The 21,687-nt window shown below is 38.9% G+C and carries 15 protein-coding genes; 8 read left to right on the top strand and 7 right to left on the bottom strand.

The genetic code is table 11. From position 1 onward, the window contains the following. Positions 1 to 19: 19 nt before the first annotated feature. The 3 genes from BGC7_RS12940 to BGC7_RS12930 are packed head-to-tail and all read left to right on the top strand — an operon-like array spanning position 20 to position 6,353. Entirely contained in the window at positions 20 to 1,864 is a 1,845-nt protein-coding gene (locus tag BGC7_RS12940) for a RagB/SusD family nutrient uptake outer membrane protein (RefSeq protein WP_050702020.1), read from the top strand. Positions 1,865 to 1,893: 29 nt separating this feature from the next. After that, complete coding sequence (locus BGC7_RS12935) at positions 1,894 to 4,662, top strand: SusC/RagA family TonB-linked outer membrane protein (protein ID WP_050702019.1); 2,769 nt, start codon at positions 1,894 to 1,896, stop codon at positions 4,660 to 4,662. Positions 4,663 to 4,673: 11 nt separating this feature from the next. After that, positions 4,674 to 6,353 (top strand): RagB/SusD family nutrient uptake outer membrane protein, encoded by a 1,680-nt coding sequence (locus BGC7_RS12930; RefSeq protein ID WP_050702078.1) that lies wholly within the window; start codon positions 4,674 to 4,676, stop codon positions 6,351 to 6,353. A 170-nt stretch (positions 6,354 to 6,523) separates the two neighbouring features. Here BGC7_RS12930 and BGC7_RS12925 read toward each other — a convergent pair whose 3' ends face one another. From BGC7_RS12925 to BGC7_RS12900, 6 genes are all read right to left on the bottom strand, one after another. Next, positions 6,524 to 7,756, bottom strand: a complete 1,233-nt coding sequence (locus tag BGC7_RS12925) for a sugar MFS transporter (protein WP_050702018.1) — start codon at positions 7,754 to 7,756, stop codon at positions 6,524 to 6,526. A 55-nt stretch (positions 7,757 to 7,811) separates the two neighbouring features. Continuing rightward, on the bottom strand, positions 7,812 to 9,275 hold the full coding sequence (locus BGC7_RS12920; RefSeq protein WP_050702017.1) for a rhamnulokinase: 1,464 nt from the start codon (positions 9,273 to 9,275) through the stop codon (positions 7,812 to 7,814). Between the two features lie 7 nt (positions 9,276 to 9,282). Further along, positions 9,283 to 9,927, bottom strand: coding sequence for a class II aldolase/adducin family protein (locus tag BGC7_RS12915; RefSeq protein ID WP_050702016.1), 645 nt, complete (start codon positions 9,925 to 9,927; stop codon positions 9,283 to 9,285). Between the two features lie 23 nt (positions 9,928 to 9,950). Beyond that, positions 9,951 to 10,343 (bottom strand): L-rhamnose mutarotase, encoded by a 393-nt coding sequence (locus tag BGC7_RS12910; protein WP_082206712.1) that lies wholly within the window; start codon positions 10,341 to 10,343, stop codon positions 9,951 to 9,953. 253 nt (positions 10,344 to 10,596) lie between these two features. Next, complete coding sequence (gene fucI / locus BGC7_RS12905; RefSeq protein WP_050702014.1) at positions 10,597 to 12,384, bottom strand: L-fucose isomerase; 1,788 nt, start codon at positions 12,382 to 12,384, stop codon at positions 10,597 to 10,599. Between the two features lie 59 nt (positions 12,385 to 12,443). Beyond that, entirely contained in the window at positions 12,444 to 13,823 is a 1,380-nt protein-coding gene (locus BGC7_RS12900) for an alpha-L-fucosidase (RefSeq protein ID WP_050702013.1), read from the bottom strand. A 182-nt stretch (positions 13,824 to 14,005) separates the two neighbouring features. Between BGC7_RS12900 and BGC7_RS12895 the strand changes: the two genes are divergently transcribed. After that, on the top strand, positions 14,006 to 14,866 hold the full coding sequence (locus BGC7_RS12895; RefSeq protein ID WP_050702012.1) for an AraC family transcriptional regulator: 861 nt from the start codon (positions 14,006 to 14,008) through the stop codon (positions 14,864 to 14,866). Positions 14,867 to 14,872: 6 nt separating this feature from the next. Here BGC7_RS12895 and BGC7_RS12890 read toward each other — a convergent pair whose 3' ends face one another. Beyond that, positions 14,873 to 16,114 (bottom strand): MFS transporter, encoded by a 1,242-nt coding sequence (locus tag BGC7_RS12890; RefSeq protein ID WP_050702011.1) that lies wholly within the window; start codon positions 16,112 to 16,114, stop codon positions 14,873 to 14,875. 603 nt (positions 16,115 to 16,717) lie between these two features. On the opposite strand from BGC7_RS12890, the gene BGC7_RS12885 reads away from it, so the two are divergent. The 4 genes from BGC7_RS12885 to fusA all read left to right on the top strand — a co-directional run bounded on the left by BGC7_RS12885 (position 16,718) and on the right by fusA (position 21,623). Further along, positions 16,718 to 18,121: an OmpP1/FadL family transporter gene (locus BGC7_RS12885; protein ID WP_050702010.1), complete on the top strand. Its 1,404-nt coding sequence runs from the start codon at positions 16,718 to 16,720 to the stop codon at positions 18,119 to 18,121. Positions 18,122 to 18,440: 319 nt separating this feature from the next. Beyond that, positions 18,441 to 18,845 (top strand): 30S ribosomal protein S12, encoded by a 405-nt coding sequence (gene rpsL, locus BGC7_RS12880; RefSeq protein WP_050702009.1) that lies wholly within the window; start codon positions 18,441 to 18,443, stop codon positions 18,843 to 18,845. 153 nt (positions 18,846 to 18,998) lie between these two features. Beyond that, a complete protein-coding gene (rpsG, locus tag BGC7_RS12875) occupies positions 18,999 to 19,475 on the top strand; it encodes a 30S ribosomal protein S7 (RefSeq protein ID WP_050702008.1) in 477 nt (158 codons plus the stop codon). Positions 19,476 to 19,496: 21 nt separating this feature from the next. Then, positions 19,497 to 21,623, top strand: a complete 2,127-nt coding sequence (gene fusA, locus BGC7_RS12870) for an elongation factor G (protein ID WP_050702007.1) — start codon at positions 19,497 to 19,499, stop codon at positions 21,621 to 21,623. Positions 21,624 to 21,687: the final 64 nt, after the last annotated feature.

The following is a 21,687-nucleotide window of genomic DNA, read 5'->3' as shown; positions in this document are numbered from 1 at the left end:
ATATTAATAATAAAAGATTATGAAATCAATAATTAGAACAATATATACAACAATTATTGTAGGAATGCTTACGATGGCTGTTTCCTGTGAAGATTTGGCTTTCGGCGATAAATTTTTACAGAAACCTCCTAGTACAGATGTTACTATAGATACAATATTTTCAACATCGGAATATGCCCGTCGTATTTTATGGAAAAGCTATCAAAGTCTACCATATGGAATAGAAACATCTGGATATTGGACTCAAATGTGGTTAGGTACCTTAGAGGGGTTGACAGATTTGAATTATGATAATGTTGGCTACTCAGGGCTGACAAAAATCTATTATCCCGGGAATTATAATGCTGCACTTGAAGATAGCCCCAGAGGGACGTATATGGCAACAAAAATGCGTTTCAATAATAATGAGTCAGGTGTATGGACTGGTATTAGACATGCTTGGTTAATGGTTGAAAATGTAGACAAGGTTCCTGATATGAGTGCTAGTGAGAAGTCGAGACTGAAAGCAGAAGCTAAAATGGTAGTAGCTGTATACTATTCTCACATGCTTCGTCATTATGGAGCATTACCTATTGTCGACCATGCTATCGATCCAGAGGATGTTAATTTGCCTAAACGAGCAACGTTACAGGAAACTATAGATTTTATTGTAGGTCTACTAAATGACGCAATTGGCAACTCTGATTTTCCATGGCGTATATCAGATGAAGAGCTTAGCAATTGGGATGGACGAATGACAAAAGCAGGAGCGATGGGCTTGAAAGCCCGCGTACTACTCTTTGCTGCTAGTCCTTTATTTAACTCTGATACGCCTTATTATGAAGGCGAGGCTTCCTCAAAACTGATGACATGGTTTGGAAGTTATGATAAAAATAGATGGAAGTTGGCTATTGACGCATGCGAAGAATTTTTTACAGCTTTAAACTCAAATGGATATCATAAATTGGTGCAGGCTGGAGATGATGGTACAGCTAGTGTTGGTGAGGCATTTACTCATGCTTATTATGACAGAGGTACAACAGAAACTTTGATTTCTGTGAGAAGAAATATTTATACACAGAGTAATAATTCTATAATGAGTAACTCTATTCGTTGGGGAGGATATTGTCCAACAAAAGAATATTTTGATATGTTCCAAATGGCAAATGGTACCGATTTTGATTGGAATAATCCAGAGCATGCGAAGAATCCGTTTATCAATAGAGATCCGAGATTATTTGAAACTTTTATTCTCGATGGACAACCATATAATGGTACGATAGCCAGCCTTACAGAAGAATTGTCTACTGATAAAGAAAATTATCCGAAAGGTAGCCATTGGGCAGTAGGTAATTTACATACACTGAGTCTTGTTACAGGACTGACAGTGAGAAAGTGGGGATTGGATCGTAATGCTGCATGGTCGAGTCGTCCGATTCAATGGCCATTCCTACGTATTGCAGAAATTTACTATACCTATGCAGAGGCTCTAAATGAGTATTATGGAGCTCCTACCAGTGAAGCATATGCAGCCGTTAATGCTGTTCGAGCACGTGTTGGTCTGCCGGGTTTGAGCGGATTGAACCAAAAGCAATTTAGAGAGGCCATATTACGCGAACGCGCTTGTGAATTTGGCTATGAAGAAGTTCGTTTCTTCGATCTGATTCGCTGGAGACAATACAGTGTGTTTGAAAAACCTTTACATGGGTTACATGTCTATAAGAATAAGAATACTAAAGAATATAAGTTTGAAGTATTTCCATTGACAAAATATTCTCGTGTATGGTGGACTGGTGGTTTCGAAGCTAGATGGTGTTTAAGTGCATTCCCATCCAAAGAAGTAAATAAAGGATATGGTCTAATACAAAATCCTGGTTGGGAGTAGTTAATATGTTAATCGAAAAAAAAATACTTATGAATAAAAGTATCAAGATATTAATAGTTTTCCTGTTGTCAATGCCGGTCTTCGCCATTGCACAACAAGACAGTACTTCTGTACAGAAAAAGAAAATGTTGATAGAGTATGGACGAAACATTTCTTATGATCTGAAAGAATCCACTACAGCAACAGCTATCGTTACAGAAGAAGGCCTTTCTCATAAAAGAAGTATCAACAGTTCTAATATTCTTTATGGGTTAATTCCTGGATTACAAGTGCAACAAAATGCAGGTAATGCATGGGATGATGCCGCTACATTAAATATACGAGGTTGGGGGACTTCCAGTTCTACGTCTCCGTTGATCTTAATTGACGGATTTGAGCGCTCCCTTAATGAAATAAGTGCTGATGAGATAGAATCAATATCACTTCTGAAAGATGCCTCAACCGCTATATATGGTATCAGGGGTGGTAATGGCGTAATATTGGTGAAAACAAAAAGAGGGACTATTAGTAAACCTCAAATAAATGTTTCCTATTCTTTCAATATGGGGACTCCTATACGCCTGCCTAAACTTGTTGATGGTTATACTTATGCTAAAGCTCTGAATGAGTCTCTGATAAATGATGGGCATTCTGCACGTTATAATGATAATGAATTGAATGCTTTTAAAGATCAAAGCTATCCGGATGCTTATCCGAATGTTGATTGGTGGAACGAAGCATTACGGGATCATAGTTATGGTAATAATCTAACTTTCTCTGCACGAGGAGGAGGGCAATATGTACGTTACTATACTCAATTAAACTATCTAAATGACAGTGGTATTCTGAATCCTACTTCAGATAATGACGGTTATTCTACTCAATTCAAATATTCTAAGTTGAATATTCGTACTAATCTTGATGTAATAATAAGTCCAACAACAAGCGTACAACTTAATTTGTATGGAAACTTTTCTGAACACAATCGTCCGGGAACTACTACTACTAATATTTTTTCGGCTTTGTATCAGGTACCTTCCGGAGCTTTTCCTGTTAAAACGGAGAGAGATGTGTGGGGAGGATCGACTGTCTATTCAAACAATCCGATAGCTTCTATTTCTGGCACAGGTTACGCTCGTTCACAAATTCGGACTATGTATGCTGATATGAAGTTGAAACAAGATCTGAGTAGTATTCTTGAAGGTCTATCTGCTGGATTCAATATCGGATTAGATAATACAGCTTCGTATTGGGATAATAATACTAAGGATTTTGGTTACGAGTCTTCTACAATGGATTGGACTAATGATAAGATGATTTATACTGTATTACGAAATGAAGGTTCACTGGCTTTTACAAAAAGTGTGGGAACTAATACCAACCAATTCAATTTTAATGCATATGCCAATTACGAAAAGGGCTGGGATAAACATAACTTAAATGCAACAGTCTTTTACAGTATGGATAAGAAGAGCGTTAAAGGTCAAAACAACTCAAGGGCCTTTATGGATATTGTCGGGCAAGCTCATTATTCTTACGATCGCCGCTATATTCTTGATTTCTCTTTGTCCGGGTCAGCATCCAGTATTCTGGATCCGGATAAACGATGGGGTATTTTCCCGTCTGTAGGTGCTGCATGGGTATTGTCTGAAGAAGGCTTTTTGAAAAATGATTGGTTAAATTTATTAAAGTTTCGTGCATCATACGGAATTGCAGGCCGGGCAGATTATGCTGTAGATTTGTATTTAGATAAATATGGTACAGGTGGAGGTTATTATTTCGGAAACAACCCAACCAGTATAAATGGAATGACAATAACCCAGCTTGGCATAAATGATTTGACTTATGAAAAGTCACATAAATTTAATGCTGGACTTGATGTTATGTTATTCAATAAGCTGTCTGCAACATTAGACGGATTCCATGACCATCGTACAGATATTCTGATAAGTGGAGAAAATGCTGTATCTTCTATATTTGGTATGACATCACCTTATGTCAATAATGGTGTAGTCAATAGTTATGGTGCTGAAACCAGTTTGCGCTGGACTGACTATATAGAAAACTTTAAGTATCAGATTGGAGGAATGTTTACATTTAACAGAAATGAAATTGTAAATATGAATGAAGAATATCGTCCACATGATTATCTCAAGCGTACAGGTAAAAGACTAGGACAATTTTTTGGTTATGAAGTAATAGGCACATTTCAAGATCAGAATGAAATTGATAACAGTCCTAAGCAAAATTTATCTACAGTTCGTCCGGGCGACTTAAAATACAAAGATCAGAATAATGATGGAGTGATAGACGCATATGACCAAGTAGCATTAGGATATAGTACGATGCCCGAAATATATTACTCTTTTGATCTGAATCTGGAGTATAAAGGTATAGGTTTGTATGCTTTGTTTCAAGGAACAGGAAATCAGAGTAGACTGTTGAACACATCTAGTGTATATTGGCCTATGTATAGCAACAGAACAATATCTAAAGAATATTATAACAATCGTTGGACGCCGGAAACTCCGGATGCTAAATATCCTAGATTGACTTCTGATGGCTCTGCTAATAATTATACGACTAACTCATTATGGGTAGCTGATGCTTCTTACCTGAAACTACGAACTCTGGAACTCTATTATAATTTACCTTCAAGTATATTGAAAAAGAAAAGTTTTATAAAAGGAGCCAAGTTCTATGTTCGAGCACATGATATTTTATGTTTTGATAATATAAAAACAGTAGATCCGGAAAGTGTTGGAGTGGATCACCCTACGATGAGTCAGTGTGTTTTCGGTATTAATATGTCTTTTTAAAATAGATGAATATGGCATTTCTAAAAATAAAAAAAAGCGTTTTGTTGCTTACAGCCACAACCCTTTTGTTCGGCGCCTGTGATTTTATGGATATCAGCGAAGCTGATTATTATACAAAAGAGCAGATAATAAATAATATGGATCGGGTAAAGCAATTGACGACACAAGTCTATAGCTATTTACCTCAGGATTTTAATAATACATCTAGTGCTATGCAAGATGCAGCTACAGATGATGCAATACATGTATACGACACAAATATTCAGAGGTTTGTTAATGGGACATGGTCGGCAAATTATACAGTAGATGATCAGTTTAGTAAGTACTACCAAGCTATTCATGATGCTAACTTTTACTTAGATAATTGTGTCGGACTGACTTTTGATGAATGGAAAAATTCAGATGGATTTGAGGATAACTTTAAAAATTATTTGAATTATGAATATGAAGTACGCTTTTTACGTGCATTTTTCTATTTCGAATTAGTAAAGAGATATCAGAATATACCTCTGATAACTAAAACTATTACACAAAATGAAGCAAATATAGCTCAGCCATCCGATGCTGCAACAATATTGAATTTCATTATAACTGAATGTACAGCTGTGGCCAATGTTTTACCTAATCTAGCGAGTGACATGCCTGGAGGTAATGGTAACTTGCAACGTGCAACAAAGGGTGCTGCATTAGCATTAAAATCCAGAGCTGCTTTATATTTGGCAAGTCCGTTGTTTTCGACAGACGATAGTCAAAAGTGGAAAGATGCGGCTCAGGCTGCATACGACATCATTAGTAATGCAAGCACGTTCGGATATACTTTAGATAAATACTCAACCTTGTTTGGAGCTACTAACAACCAGAGTAAAGAAGTTATTCTATGCCGTCCAACAGGTCAAAGTACATCTTTCGAGGCTTCAAATTTTCCTATGGGAGTAGCGGGAGGAAAGACTTCTACTTGTCCTACCGAAAATCTGGTAAGTGCCTATGAAATGACTAATGGAACTGCATTTGACTGGAATAACTCAACTCAGGCTGCCAGCCCTTATACAGGTCGCGACCCACGTCTGGGTATGACTATCGTTTACAATGGAATGGTTTGGCCTAAGGTTGCTGTAGAAATATTCGAAGGAGGAAAGAACGCACTTCCAATAACAAATGCTACAACTACCGGATATTATTTGAGAAAATATGTGAATAATAGTATCACATTCGAATCGGGGCAAACAACAACATCGCAACATCATAACTGGATACTATTCCGTTATGCGGAGATATTGCTAAATTATGCAGAAGCGATGGTTAATGCATACGGTGATCCTGATTATAAAGGAAGTTACAGTCTGAGTGCACGTGATGCAGTAAATCGGGTGCGTAGTCGCTCCGACGTGAATATGCCTGATATTCCTGTCGGCCTCGGTAAAACTGATTTCTTAAAACGTCTAAAAAATGAGCGCAGAGTTGAATTTGCTTTCGAAGGACAGCGCTTTTGGGATCTTCGTCGCTGGAAAGATTTGTCTGAAATGAAAAATATCTATAAAGTAAGAGTCGTGAAGCAAGGTGATGGAACAATCAAGTATACTAAAGAGTTACTTGCTACATATAGTATATCTGATAAGATGAATTTCTATCCTATAGCTAACAGCGAGCTTTATAAAAATAAGAATTTAGTACAGAATTCTGGATGGGAATAGGATCGAAGTTTCTTCGATAACTCTTAATAGAATTTTATTTAGATTTATGAAGTAATAAATATCAAGATTGTTTGGGAAAACTCTGTTGAGGCAGAGTAAAAAAGAGAAGATTGTATTTGCAACTTAGGCAAATACAATCTTCCTTTTTTCTTGCTCTAAAGAAGAGCAACCTAATTCTTTAATTTACTGAGACCGAAGAGAAGGATAACAATAAAACACACTAAAGGAATCAAAAAGCCTGTAGCCATAGAGTATATGTCGGCAATGCGTCCCATCAGCATTGGGATGAGTGCACCGCCTGCAACTGCCATTACTATGAGTGATGAGCCTTTTTCTGTATTTTCTTTTAGCCCATTAATGCCTATAGCAAAAATAGTAGGGTACATGATGGACATGAAGAAGTAAGAGGCAAATAAACACACAACAGAAGTCATGCCCAAGCTCATTACTACGACTGCCATGAGTAAAATATTCATTGTTGCGTATATTGCCAGTAGTTTCTTTGGATTGAAGAACTTCATAATGTAACTACCCAATATTCGTCCCCCCATAAACATTCCCATTCCTCCGAAGGCAAGTATCTGCGATGCTTGCAGGTGTGAAATGTCGGGGCGCACTTCAATTACATAATTGATAAAGAAGCTGCCTATTCCGGTCTGGCCTGCCACATAAAAGAACTGAGCTATTACGGCAAAGATAAACAGAGGATGTTTCAATAAGTCTCTGTATCTGCTTTTTGCTTGTGTCTGAGTTACCTCTGATTGACTGCTATCTTCAGCCGAAATCTGAGGTAAAGGTGTGCGTATAAATAAAGCGGCTATAAGAAGCACTACTATGCCTATACCTATATAAGGCGTTGCCAATGCGGCAAAAGGGTCTCCTTCGTCGGAAAATATCAACATTCCGCCTACCAATGGGCCTAGTATCCACCCTAGTCCGTTGAACGATTGAGCGAGGTTGATACGCCTTGCACCCGACTCGGCAGGGCCTAATACTGTAGTATATGGATTGGCTGCTGTTTCGAGACATGTTAGTCCGCAAGCAATTACAAAAAGAGCTATAAGAAAAGGGAAGAACGTTTTTATCAGAGTTGCCGGATAAAATAAAAATGCACCTATTGCAAAAACGATCAGTCCGAAAACAATCCCTTTTTTATATCCGTATTTCTTTATTATCAATCCTGCCGGAATACCCATAACAAAGTAGCCTCCATATAAAGCAAACTGCACCAATGCCGAACGTGCTTTCGATATTTGTAGTATTTCTTGAAAATGGGCATTGAGTACATCCAGTAAGGCATGTGCAAATCCCCAGAGGAAAAATAAACTGGTGACAAGAATGAAAGGAAAGAGATAATTCTGTCCCTGGCTTCCTGTGAATAAAGATTTCTTTGTGCTATTCATATAATAATTGGTATTAACTTTTTGGTATGTGATTTTATGTTTTGGTTCTTTTCAGTTATTCAAATAATTCCGTGTGTCGTATTACAAAGTCTGTCCATAAATTATGCTCTGAAGGCTGATAGATCTTAAAATTAAAACTATTTTTTATTATTTCATGTCCTTTTGCCCAATTCTCTATTTTTCTGTCTGCAATGGCTTGTTGAATAATATTTCCGACAGCAGTGGCTTCTGTGAGTCCGGTAGTGACACAGATGTTTATTGCGTCTGCTATATATTGGTTGAGCAATTCATTTTGACTGCCGCCACCCACTATGTGCAATTTTGTAATATTTCGCCCTGTACATTCTTTTAACTTATCCATTACAAAATAATACTTCACGGCCAAAGATTCCAAAACACACCTCACATATTCTCCTTTGGTCTGAGGGATGGTTTGATTAGTCTGCTTACAGTAGGTTTGTATAGCTTCGGTCATTGATATAGGATGAACAAACAATGGATGGTCGCTATTCACCACCGAGCCAAAAGGCTTGGAAGCGGAGCATTCCGAGAGTAAAAAATCATAGGAACAATCTTCTTCGTCCTTTTCCCATTCTGCAATCAGTCGTTGGAGTAGCCACAATCCAGTGATGTTGCGCATAAACAGAATCTTATTGTCTACACCTCCTTCGTTGGTAAAATCGTTCTGCATTGCATTTCTGTCGAGAATAGGACAGTCGGAAAGAATGCCAAGCAATGACCATGTGCCTGAACTCAGGAAGGCCCACTCTTCTCCCTCTTCGGGTATGACCGCTATGGCACTAGCTGTATCATGCGAACCGACAGAAAACACATTGATTTCCCCTGCTGCTGTTTCGTCTGCAATTTCTTTGCTGAGTACACCCAGCAGAGAGCAGGGATTGATTGTTTCTTGCATCAGGCGATAGGGTAGAGCGAGCTTTTCAAAAATGTCTGTGTCCCATTTTTTTTCTATTGCATTCAACAGTTGAGATGTAGATGCTATTGTATATTCATTTCGGGCAATACCCGTAAGAAAGTAATTTATAAGATCGGGAGTAAACAACAGCTTTTCTGCACATCCAAGAGTGGGGTCTTCTGTTTCTTGTTGGCTGAACAATTGGAATATTGTATTTATTTCCATCTGTTGAATTCCGGTTTTTTTATACAGCTTTTCTTTGGAGATGATCTCTTCCACTCTGTCACTCATGCCCGATGTACGACAATCTCTGTAGCATACGGGGTTTGACAACAATCTGCCCTTATCGTCCAAAAGCCCATAATCTACCCCCCATGTGTCGACTGCAAGGCCTCGTAAAGAATAACCTTTTTTTATGGCAATGCTGATTCCCTGTTTGATATTGCTGAATAAAGATGGGAAATTCCAATAGAGGGTATCTCCTATTTTTACAGGATGATTTGTGAAGCGGTGCACCTCTTCCATCTCTATTTTACCATTCTTTATTGTTCCAACAATTGCCCGGCCGCTGCCCGCACCTAAGTCTAAAGCTAAGTAAGCCATAGTATTCTTATTTGCCGGATTTACCTAAGATATAGATATTGAGATCTTGTATTTCTTCTTCTGTAAGAGTGAGATAGTTTCCTTCGCCGGCATGTACAATTATACTGCAAGCCAGTTCGAAAAATACTGCTTTCTGAAAAGCATCGTCAAAATCTTTTCCACATACGGCTTGCCCGTGTTTACTCATCAATACACAATCGTGATTGGTAAGTGCTTTGGTAACAGCATCTGCTAGCTCCTTAGATCCCGGTCTGAAATACGGTATTACCGGAATTTCACTACCACAGTAGCATGGAACTTCTGCAATAACATTGAAACTTGAAGGTTTATTTTTCATACAAGATATTGCAGTTGCATATTGCGATTGAAAATGCAGGACTACATTCATGTCTGTGCGTTGGCGTAGTACGCCCAAATGGAAAACACTCTCCATCGAGGGCTTAGGTCCGTCTATTCTCTGTCCGGTAGAGATGTCGCATATTGCTACATTTTCTTCAGCAAGTCGAGGTAGCCATGATCCCGTGCCAGACACTAATGCCGTATTCTCTTCTACACGCCACGAGAGGTTGCCACTACTACAAAGTTGTAAACGTTCTTTACCTACACGATGAGCTTGTTCTATAAATTTTGCTATTTGTTCTTTTGTTATCATTATTGTTGGATATGTGATTGAGTCTATATTTCCTTTAATGCCTCATTGAGGGAAAATATACGTTCAATCAACTGCCATTTTTCTTCCGATCGGTTCGATGTTTTCGTTATTTGAAACCGGGAGGTAAATTCTTCCCATTCAGCTTGCCGTTCATAAGTTGCTAATTTGCCAAAAGCACTATCCCACTCAAAGTCGGTTGGTGTTTCTATTATCATAAAAGCCGTATCGTTGATAACATATATTTCCATGTCGATAATACCCGCTTTTCTGATTCCTACAGGTATTTCTTTCCATACGTTTTTACTCTTATGCCAATATTTGTATTGATTTATAGTCTCAGAGTTGAGTCTGATAAATTGACAATAGCGTTTTGTCTTGCCAGATGATTCGTTGATATATCCCTCTTTCAAATCCATTATTTGTACTTATTTATGTGAGTTATTAGTTGAAGTCTTCTATTGTAGCAAACTTTTTAAACTTTATCTATAAAGGAAAAATCCTTTTAGACAGAGTCGAAAGTAACAATCTAAAAAACAGGAAAAAGTGTAACTTTTGTCACCTTTTAGTTAAAATCAACTGTAATTCGCTTTGTATTGTTTACTACCGCCCTGTTTTAATATAAGAGCGGTAGTAAAAATAAGTAAAATTATGGATTTATGAGTCTTGTTATTATTTATATAATGGTCCGTAGGTCTGACAAGCCTTGTAGTCGGAGCTCTCTTTATTCATGCCAAAAGCAGTCCATGCCGCAGGGCGATAAATATTTTGATCGTCTACATTGTGCATACACACAGGGATACGGAGCATAGAAGCAAGGGTGATGAGATCGGCACCAATGTGTCCGCAACTGATAGCACCATGATTTGCTCCCCAGTTGTTCATAACGGAATATACGTCTTTGAAGTTAGGGTCGTTGGTCAAACGAGGTACAAACCATGTGGTAGGCCAGCCTTTGTCTGTTCTGTCATCCAGAGTTTTGTGTACTTCCGGATCTAGATCGACAGTCCATCCCTCGGCTATTTGTAGCACCGGGCCAAGACCTTTCACCAGATTGAGACGAGCCATTGTGCAAGGCATTCCTCCTTTGGTCAGAAACTTGGATGAAAAACCTCCTCCTCTGAAATATTCACGGTTAGCGGGTATCCATTTTGTTGCATCAAGACAAGCTTGAGCTTCTTTATCGGCGATGTCCCAGAAGGCTTTCATTGTAGGATTACCTTTGCTGTCGTTTTGGTAACCGCATCCGTCAAGGGTAGCCGCTCCGGAATTGATGAGATGGATCATGCCGCCGGAGGCGAGTCCTTCTAGTTTCTTTCCTGTTACACGTTCTACTGCCTCGGGACTCCAATATGTACGCACATCGGCAAATATCTGAGCGGTGTGAGTCAGCAGGTATCCGAATAGCATCGTAGTTCCGTTGAGCGCATCATTCTCTGTTGCTAGGATGTAAGGCGCACGTATGCCACTCCAGTCGAAAGATGAGTTTAGGATAGCTTCCGTGAAGTCTCCGTTAGGATAGAAATCTGTCCATTGGCGTTGCCCCTGAAATCCTGCTGCAATTGCATTGTGTCCGAGAGCTTCTTCGCCGAATCCCATTTCTTTAAGTTTGGGGTTACCAACCATGAGGTCGCGCACAATGAGAGTCATTTTTACGATAAACTCCCAATCTTTGTCTCTGGCTGCCTTGTCTTTCTTCAGGTCTGGTCGGTTTATATTGTCTTCGCCTTCTTTACAGTTATTTTTAGCCCATGCTAGAGCTTTCTCAAACTCGTCTTTGTCGTATATGCCTTCTGTCATTCGGCGAATGATCTCTACTTCGTCTACTCCTTCGCATCTCATTCCCAGGTATTCTTCAAAGAAGTCTGTGTTTACGATCGAACCGGCGATTCCCATACACACCGCTCCGATAGAAAGATATGACTTCCCCCTCATCGTAGCTACGGCCATACCTGCTTTAGCAAAACGGATAAGCTTTTCTTTTACATCGCATGGTATTTCTGTCGTTCCGGCGTCTTGCACATCGTGTCCGTATATGCCGAAAGCGGGTAATCCTTTTTGAGCATGTCCGGCAAGTACTGCAGCCAGATAAACGGCGCCGGGGCGTTCTGTTCCATTGAAGCCCCATACTGCTTTTACTGTATGCGGGTCCATATCCATGGTTTCGCTTCCATAGCACCAGCAAGGGGTTACTGTAATGGTAACTCCTACGCCTTCTCTTCTGAATTTTTCGGCACAGGCAGCGCTTTCTGCCACACGACCGATAGTGTTGTCTGCCACAACGCATTGCACAGGCGTGCCATCAGGATTCTTTAAGTTTGTCGTTAATAGGTCTATTACGCTTTTTGCCATATTCATGGTCTGGTCTTCGAGAGATTCTCTTACTCCCCCCATTCGCCCGTCTATGGTCGGACGTATGCCTATTTTAGGCCATTCGCCCTGAAATCTTTTTCTTGTCATGGTTATTTCGATTTAATTGTATGGTGTGTTTTCTCTTTTCAATGGTTAGGTAGTAGCTTCTACTCAAACTCTATTTTCAGTACATAGATTGGAAATTGAGTTTTCCCTACCCTGTCGAATTGTATATTCAATCCTTCTGCGGTTTGTGACCATTTTATAGATTTATTGTTTTCCAGCAATTTGATGTTTTTTATTTTTTTATCTTTATCTATAGATTTGATTGTATAGTTCTTGTCAGCAACATCTCTTGCAATGGCATATACTGTTTTTCCGTTCGATGTAAATCTTATATCAGGGATACGGCTTTTAGGCGTTCCGTCAAATTCGGCATCATGGAAGCCTGTCTTAAGAACCTCTTTAGGAGAATCGGATAAGTCTTCTCCAAATACGATCCAAGGTTTTGTATTATAGATGGCTTCTCCGTTCGATTTTAACCATTTGTGAAATGCTTCGAGTCCGGGTTTCGTCTGTTTCGGGAAGTTACCTTTTCCTGTTGGCCCGATGTTTAACAAGAGGTTTCCTCCTTTACTTACTATGTCTACTAAATGGCGGATCATTTCCTCCGGGGCTTTATATATTGTGTCGAATTTGTTATATCCCCAGTTTCGCCCCATTGTGAGACAGGCTTCCCATGGACGATTGTCTATTTTGTCCATGAGCTTTTGTTCGACAATGGAATAGTCTCCCAGTCCGTTTCCTATCCGATTGTTTATTAAACAGTTTGGCTGTAGAGTGTTGATCAATTCTTTTAGCTCCCTGCTCTGATCTTTTGTTATCAGTTCGGGGGTATCGAACCATATTGTAGCGATGTTCCCATATTCCGTTAAGAGTTCTCGAAGTTGGGGTTTTACTTTTCGTTCTACATATCGGGATAAAACTTTTCCATCTTCGTCTGGATAGTCCCATGTATTGCTTCGACCGGCTTTTTCAGGCCAGTTGGTCGGCACGTCCGGATCTTCCCAGTCTCGACCAAGAGAATAATACAGACCTAGTTGTATGCCTTCTTTTCGACAGGCTTCTGCCAGTTCTTTCAGAGGATCTCTTCCGAACGGAGTTTTCTTCACGATGTTGTAATCACTGCATTTAGAGTCATACATTGCGAATCCATCGTGGTGCTTGGTCGTGTACACGATATACTTCATACCCGATCGCTTTGCGGTTTCAACCCATTCTTTAGCATCGAAACCTGGAGGGTTGAAATCGTTGGCTAACAATGCATATTCTTTCAGAGGTATTCGTTCATATAGCATGAAGTGTTCGCCTCCCTTAGTCGGCTTTCCTTTCCATTCTCCTGCGGCCTGAGAATATAGCCCCCAGTGTATAAACAGACCGAATTTCTCGTTTCGGAACAATTCTATCTCTTTATTTGATGTTTGCCCGTTTATGAGTATGGGGATGAAAAAACAAAGAATAGTAAGAATAGATAATGATTTATTCATGATTTTAGTCAATTTGATTTTTTTATCATAACAAATATATAGATAGTAGTCAACAATCGCTTTCACTATTCCGACGAATAAATAATACTTTTTCGATCTTGTACTTAAACAATGTGCTATTATTCACTATAAATAAGTATATTTACGAGATGTAATATATGGTATAAAAACGATACTCGTATATGTCTGAATTTAATCAAAACCTGGATCTGATACTGCTGAATATTGGCTATTCCGAATTGAATGCAAATTGGAACTGGACGAAAATTTATAGCCCTTTTGCCCGTATATATTATGTTGAAGGGGGAGAAGCCATAACGCGGTTTGGTGATAAAACTTATTTGCTGAGGCCCGGACATTTGTATTTGACACCTCCTTTTACATTACATGATGATGAATGTGATAGTTTTTTTGCTCTTTATTATATTCATTTTTATGAAAAGGTAATAAATCAGGAATCCTTATTTGATAAATATACTTTTCCTCTCGAAATAGAAGCTTCTTCTTTAGATTTGGCTCTTACAAAGCGTCTTTTACATATAAACCCGGACAGGTATTTGAAGTATTACGATCCCAAGATTTATGATAATCCACCTACTTTTTCCCAGTATTTGTCGGATAGTAATAAAATGGAAGCTCACTACGCTTTAGAGACTCGAGGGATATTGTATCAGCTATTGTCGCGGTTTGTAGACCATGCAGAAGCTAAGTCTAATAACATTGATGTTCGTATCAACAACGCTTTGAAGTACATACATGAGAACTCTAATAAGAATGTATCAATCTCGGAATTGGCAGATATTGCTTGTATTACAGAAGATCATTTTACCAGAGTATTCAAGCGTGAGATGAGTTGTACTCCTGTAAAGTATATCAATCAGAAAAAAATAGAGAAGGCACAGCTACTACTTCTCACAACAAGGATGTCCATATCTGATATTGCATTCGAATTATCTTTCGATAATGTGTCTTATTTTAATAAGATATTTAAGCAACATGCAAATGTAACTCCTAGCGAATACAGGAGAAAGTATAGTAAGTAATACCTCTTATTCCTGCTCTATTGTTTCTGCTTCGGGAATAGTAGAGCGCCCTAATCTGTTTATGACGGGAATGAAAAATGCAACCACTCCGACAGCAACAGTGGCTACTCCTGCAACAATGAATGCGTTCAGTAATCCTATGCGTTCAGCAATGAAGCCGGTAGCCAATAGTCCTGGGATTGTAGGCATAAGGCTTATACTGTCATAAATAGAGAATACGCGTCCAAGTGCGGCAGGATGAATTTTAGTCTGTAAGATAACAATAAATGTACTCCAGTATATTGATCCTGCTATACCACCGATGGTAGTGAGGATTGAAAAAAGAATAAAAGCGGATGTGGAAAGTAGACCCGATAGCCAAAAGGAGAGCCCGACTATTATGGTCATTACATTTATAATATATATCTTATTGATTCTCTTCATGAACTTCAGGCTTACGATAGCACCTCCTACTAGCATTCCTGAACCCCATGCTACTTCGACAATTCCCATTTGAAAGGCGTCTCCATTGAAATGATTGATAGTCATAAGCGGAAATAATGCCGCTACGGGTACCATAAAAAATGTAACAATAATGACACATACCAGAAGATAAGAAAGCCCCTTCTCCGCAAACATATGTTTTACGCCTTCTTTTATCTCTCCCAATACATTGGGTATTACGCCTTCTGCTTTTTTAGGGTTAGGTATTGTTACAAATAAGAGTGAGGTGCAGGCTATTGCAGCACCTACTACATCGAGTAACATTACGTAAGTCATGTCAAAGAATGCAACAAATACGGCTCCAAGAGCAGGGCCTGCAATGTTGCTCACCGACTGAATTATCTGGTTTATTCCTGCTACACGCATTAATTCGCTGCTTGGTGCAAGCAATGGAACCGAAGCTTGCATAGCTGGAGTATGAAATGCACTTCCTGCCGAGCGAAGTGCTAAAAGTCCATACACTTCCCATATTTCTATTCTGTCGAAATAAAATAGCAATGCAAGAATTGCCGAACAGAAAGCGACAAAGCTATCAGCCAGAATCATAGTCCGACGGCGATCCCATCTGTCGACGAATACTCCGGTAAACAAGCCCAGTATAATGAAAGGCATGAGAGTGGCAAGCATTGCATAGGCCAGGACTTCTGCCGATCCGGTTTTCGTACTCAGCCAAAATACTACAGCAAACCCTACTATGGAGCTTGTGAGCATAGAAAAAAACTGTCCGGACCATATTATAGCAAATGTACGTTTCCAATTATTCATAAATAGTGTCTGTGAGTAACAGGTGAGCCAATGTCATCTGTGTGGGGTTTGCGTTTGTTTAAACAATTATGTCTGTAAATTGATTAGTTTTTAAGGCTTTTTAGAGATTCTTGTTTTTTATATTTCTGCCCTTCCTTTTTTAGGGGTGGCAAAGATATATGATTTTTATCGAATTATGCCGATTGCTAATTGATCTTTATTTAAAAACAACTATTTACATACATTGTGCTCCTGTGGCCGTTGGTTGATCGATCTCTGTAAAATGTGATTTTAACTAAAACCTGACAAAGTTGTACCCTTTTATCCTCCTTTCGTAATTGTCGTTATTCATCTCTCTTAGCTTCGTCTAAGCTCTCAGGTAAGGGGGGAAGAGTTGTATAATAGATAAAGTTTTTTTATTTCGACTGTGAATCTTTTTTTACATGAGATACAGTTTCAATTACTTATTCGCATAAATTAGCTTTTTAAGCTCCCTTTTATTAGTTGCATAGACAACAAATATTTGATTATCAGGTATATAAATGTAATTATTTAGGCTGGTTTCTTTTGAAACTAATTTAATACTTCTATCTTTGCAGCCTCATTTAACTAATTTTACATATAATGAATAAAGCGAAATTATTATCTCTTTGTGTCCTAGCCTTATCTGGTGTCCTGCCCGCTTTTGCAGGAGGAATATTGACTAATACAAATCAAAGTGCCCACTTTATACGTATGGTTGCCCGTGATGCTTCCTTGCAGATAGATGCGGCTTATACTAACCCTGCCGGATTGGTTAAACTGGAAGATGGCTTTCATTTTTCGTTCACAAATCAAAGTGCATTTCAAACTCGTACAATAACATCTACATTTGCCCCTTTTGCTGGCTTTGGAGATAATGCAACTAAGAAATTTAAAGGAACAGCTTCTGCTCCTATTATTCCTAGTTTGCAGGCTGCGTATAAAACGGGAAAGTGGGTTCTTTCGGGTAATATTGCAGTAACAGGAGGCGGAGGTAAAGCTACATTTAATGATGGTTTACCTTCTTTCGAATCTATGATTGCTACAATGCCTTTAGCTATATCGGCGATGGGTGTTCCTACTGATAAATATTCGGTAGACGCATATATGAGAGGGTCATCTTTTATATATGGGGCACAACTCGGAGGTAGTTATGCTATCAATGATATGTTTTCTGCATACGCAGGTTTCCGTCTTAATATTGTAAATAATGGTTATGAAGGCTATTTGAAAAATATAAAGATTAACCCTAAGCATCCGCTAGTAAATCCTACAGGAGGAATGATGCTTGCTACAGATTTTCTTACTGCTGCCGGAAAACCTGAAATGGCTGCTTTGGTTGCAGATAGAGAAATAGATAATAAACAGTCTGGTTGGGGGGTAGCTCCTATACTTGGTCTCAACTTCAACTATAAGGCTCTGAATATAGGTATGAAGTATGAGTTCAAAACAAGTCTGAATGTGGAGAGTAAAACTGTTGATGGAAAAGATGCCGGTTTGGCTCAGTTTAAAGATGGTGTTAATACTCCGCACGATATTCCGGCTTTGTTTACTGTTGGTGCATCATATCAGATAACTCCTCAGTTGCTGGCGAGTGTAGGATATCATCATTTTTTCGATTCCGATGCAGATATGGCTGATGATAAACAAAAATTTATTAATGGAGGGACAAATGAATATCTTGCAGGATTAGAGTTTCGTGTAAATAAAATGTTTTTAATCAGTGCCGGTGGTCAAATAACGCGTTATGGCGTTACTGATGACTATCAAAAAGACTTGAGCTTCTCTATCAATTCCTACTCTATAGGACTTGGAGGAGCAGTGAATGTGGCTAAGAACGTTATGATAAATATCGGCTATTTCTGGACTACATACTCTGATTGGACAAAAGAGAACTCTAAATATGCAGCAGTAGTAGGATCTAATCCTCCTGTTTATATTTCAGGAAAAGATGTGTTCTCTCGTACGAATAAAGTATTTGCTGCCGGAGTAGACTTTTCTTTCTAATCTTACACTTTTACATACACACTACTTATATTATCTCATTCGAGAAATACGGGCATGGAGGGGTTCTCTTCATGCCTGTTTGTTTTTTTGTAATATCATAAAATAGTTATTGTCTGGTTTTTATTGGAAAAAAATATGTAAATATTTGTGTAATTAGCTGATAATGTCTACATTTGCAACCCGAATAAAGCGTGAAAAGGAGCTTGTTTTGATGGCAAATAATTGATTGTCATCGAAATAGCTTCGGTTTATTGTGGTATTCGTATAGTAAAAATGTATAATAAAAATTGAATTTAAAGTTCTAAAGATTTAAAACAAGATGCCTACAATTCAACAATTAGTAAGAAAAGGACGGACTGTTTTGGTTGAAAAGAGTAAATCTCGTGCATTAGATGCATGCCCTCAACGTAGAGGTGTTTGTATCCGTGTGTACACTACTACTCCTAAAAAACCAAATTCAGCGATGCGTAAGGTAGCACGTGTGCGTTTAACAAATTCTAAAGAGGTGAATGCTTATATTCCTGGAGAAGGACATAACTTGCAAGAGCACTCTATTGTACTTGTTAGAGGTGGTCGTGTTAAAGACCTACCGGGTGTTCGTTACCACATTGTTCGTGGTTCACTGGATACTGCAGGTGTAAATGGTCGTACACAACGTCGCTCGAAATACGGAGCAAAACGTCCAAAACCAGGAGCACCAGCTGCAGCAGCTAAGAAGAAATAATTCTGCTCCTTAACCGAGTTTTTTAATTAAGTATTAAAACGGTTTAAGTTTATTGGATAGGCAATATACAGGTTGAGTAAATGATTCGGCGGAATCGTTGAAGACGCTAAAAATTGGCAGCCAAAAACAAAAACAAAATTTTTAAAAACAAAAATGAGAAAAGCAAAACCAAAGAAAAGACAGATCCTCCCGGATCCTGTTTTCGGTGATGTAAAGGTTACAAAATTTGTTAACCACTTGATGTATGATGGTAAAAAGTCTACAGCATTCGATATCTTTTATTCTGCACTCGAAACTGTAAAGAAAAAATTACCAAACGAAGAAAAATCTCCTCTCGAAATATGGAAATCTGCATTGGATAATGTAACTCCACAAGTAGAAGTGAAGTCTCGCCGTGTAGGTGGTGCAACATTTCAGGTTCCTACCGAAATCCGTCCTGATAGAAAAGAATCAGTTTGTATGAAAAATCTTATCCTTTATGCTCGCAAGAGAGGTGGTAAGACTATGGCCGATAAATTGGCTGCAGAGATTACAGATGCGTTCAATAATCAAGGTGGTGCATTCAAAAGAAAAGAAGATATGCACAGAATGGCAGAAGCTAACCGTGCGTTCGCTCATTTCAGATTTTAATAAGTAAGGAGTAAAAAAACGATGGCAAAAGGTTTAGACGCATTAAGAAATACAAGAAATATCGGTATCATGGCTCACATCGATGCTGGTAAAACAACAACATCTGAGCGTATTCTTTTCTATACAGGGTTGACTCACAAAATTGGGGAAACTCATGATGGTACAGCCACTATGGACTGGATGGATCAGGAGCAAGAACGTGGTATCACTATCACATCTGCTGCTACCACCACACAGTGGAAGTACGAAAATGAAACATATAAAATCAACTTGATAGATACTCCCGGACACGTTGACTTTACTGTAGAAGTAGAGCGTTCTTTGCGTGTACTAGATGGATCTATCGCTACATTCGACTCTGTTGCAGGTGTTGAACCTCAGTCGGAAACAGTGTGGCGTCAAGCAGATAAATATGAAGTGCCACGTATCTGTTACGTGAATAAAATGGACCGTTCGGGAGCTAACTTTTTTGAGGTAGTTCGTCAGGTTCGCGAAATGTTAGGAGCCAACCCTTGTCCTATCCAGATACCTGTAGGGGCTGAAGAGACTTTCAAAGGGATCGTAGACTTAGTGTCTATGAAAGCTTTGTATTGGCATGACGAAACAATGGGAGCTGACTACCATGTGGAAGACATTCCTGCCGATCTTTTGGCTGAAGCCGAAGAATGGAGAGAAAAAATGTTAGAAGCTGTAGCTGAATGTGATGATGTATTGATGGAGAAATTCTTTGATGATCCGTCTACTATCACCGAAGAAGAAATTATGGTTGCTATCCGTAAGGGAACACTTTCTATGCAGATCACTCCTATGTTGTGCGGATCTTCATTCAAAAACAAAGGTGTACAACCTCTATTAGATGCAGTTTGTGCTTATTTACCAAGCCCGCTTGATACACCAGCGATTGAAGGAGTTGATCCTCGCGATCCGGAAAAAGTGGTTGTTCGTCACCCAAGCCCGGAAGAGCCATTCTGTGCCTTGGCGTTTAAGATTGCTACAGACCCATTCGTAGGCCGTTTGTGTTTCTTCCGTGTTTACTCTGGAGAGTTACATGCAGGGTCTTACGTTTATAATACACGTTCGAGCAAAAAAGAACGTATCTCTCGTTTGTTCCAGATGCACTCTAACAAACAGAACCCAAAAGAGGTTATTGGTTGTGGTGATATTGGTGCGGGAGTAGGGTTTAAAGATATTCGTACCGGAGATACACTTTGTGACGAGAATGCTCCTATTACCCTAGAGGCAATGGACTTCCCAGATCCGGTAATTGGTATCGCTATTGAGCCTCAAACACAAAAGGATGTGGATAAATTGGCTAATGGATTAGCTAAATTAGCTGAAGAAGATCCAACATTCCGTGTACATACCGATGAAGATTCTGGTCAGACCATTATCGAAGGTATGGGTGAGCTTCATCTTGATGTATTGATCGAGCGTTTGAAACGTGAATTTAAAGTAGAATGTAACCAAGGTCGTCCTCAGGTGTCTTATAAAGAAGCAATTTCTCAAACAGTTGAAATTCGCGAAGTGTATAAGAAACAATCCGGGGGTCGTGGTAAATTTGCTGATATAATTGTTAAAGTAGGTCCTGCCGATGAAGGTTTTGAAGGTGAACTTCAATTCGTTGATGAAGTAAAAGGAGGTAATGTTCCTAAAGAATTTATTCCTTCTGTACAAAAAGGATTTGCTGCTGCAATGAAAAATGGTGTTTTGGCAGGCTATACTCTCGATAAACTGAAAGTAGTCTTAGTCGATGGTTCATACCATACAGTAGACTCTGACCAGTTGTCGTTTGAGCTTTGTGCTAAATTTGCTTTCAAAACAGCGTCGGAAAAAGCAAGCCCTGTATTACTTGAACCTATCATGAAGCTGGAAGTAGTAACTCCGGAAGAAAGCATGGGTGATGTAATATCAGACTTGAACAAACGTCGTGGACAAGTTGAAGGTATGGAATCGAGCCGCTCAGGAGCACGTATTGTAAAAGCTAAGGTTCCTTTGGCTGAAATGTTTGGATACGTAACATCTTTACGTACCATAACTTCAGGTAGAGCTACATCGGCAATGACATTCTCTCACTACGAAACAGTATCTTCGTCTATTGCACGTCAGGTATTGACCGAAGTGAAAGGACGTGTAGATTTGATAAAATAAAAAAATGCAGACTGTGGTTAGTAAATGACTCTTAATCACAGTCTGCTTTTTATAAGTAATATTT

It is taken from the genome of Dysgonomonas sp. BGC7, from assembly GCF_001261735.1.
In the GTDB taxonomy this organism is placed as follows: domain Bacteria; phylum Bacteroidota; class Bacteroidia; order Bacteroidales; family Dysgonomonadaceae; genus Dysgonomonas.
Note: the sequence above shows the minus strand (reverse complement) of the source record. Positions and strands in the feature narration are given on the sequence as shown.

Excerpts from the sequence above, each read along its gene's own strand:
- BGC7_RS12920 (WP_050702017.1), bottom strand. The coding sequence starts at position 9,275 with ATGGCTTACTTAGCTTTAGACTTAGGTGCGGGCAGCGGCCGGGCAATT.
- BGC7_RS12940 (WP_050702020.1), top strand. The coding sequence starts at position 20 with ATGAAATCAATAATTAGAACAATATATACAACAATTATTGTAGGAATG.
- BGC7_RS12900 (WP_050702013.1), bottom strand. The coding sequence starts at position 13,823 with ATGAATAAATCATTATCTATTCTTACTATTCTTTGTTTTTTCATCCCC.
- BGC7_RS12890 (WP_050702011.1), bottom strand. The coding sequence starts at position 16,114 with ATGAATAATTGGAAACGTACATTTGCTATAATATGGTCCGGACAGTTT.
- fucI (WP_050702014.1), bottom strand. The coding sequence starts at position 12,384 with ATGACAAGAAAAAGATTTCAGGGCGAATGGCCTAAAATAGGCATACGT.
- BGC7_RS12915 (WP_050702016.1), bottom strand. The coding sequence starts at position 9,927 with ATGATAACAAAAGAACAAATAGCAAAATTTATAGAACAAGCTCATCGT.
- BGC7_RS12895 (WP_050702012.1), top strand. The coding sequence starts at position 14,006 with ATGTCTGAATTTAATCAAAACCTGGATCTGATACTGCTGAATATTGGC.
- BGC7_RS12935 (WP_050702019.1), top strand. The coding sequence starts at position 1,894 with ATGAATAAAAGTATCAAGATATTAATAGTTTTCCTGTTGTCAATGCCG.
- BGC7_RS12925 (WP_050702018.1), bottom strand. The coding sequence starts at position 7,756 with ATGAATAGCACAAAGAAATCTTTATTCACAGGAAGCCAGGGACAGAAT.
- rpsG (WP_050702008.1), top strand. The coding sequence starts at position 18,999 with ATGAGAAAAGCAAAACCAAAGAAAAGACAGATCCTCCCGGATCCTGTT.
- rpsL (WP_050702009.1), top strand. The coding sequence starts at position 18,441 with ATGCCTACAATTCAACAATTAGTAAGAAAAGGACGGACTGTTTTGGTT.
- BGC7_RS12930 (WP_050702078.1), top strand. The coding sequence starts at position 4,674 with ATGGCATTTCTAAAAATAAAAAAAAGCGTTTTGTTGCTTACAGCCACA.
- BGC7_RS12885 (WP_050702010.1), top strand. The coding sequence starts at position 16,718 with ATGAATAAAGCGAAATTATTATCTCTTTGTGTCCTAGCCTTATCTGGT.
- BGC7_RS12910 (WP_082206712.1), bottom strand. The coding sequence starts at position 10,343 with ATGGATTTGAAAGAGGGATATATCAACGAATCATCTGGCAAGACAAAA.
- fusA (WP_050702007.1), top strand. The coding sequence starts at position 19,497 with ATGGCAAAAGGTTTAGACGCATTAAGAAATACAAGAAATATCGGTATC.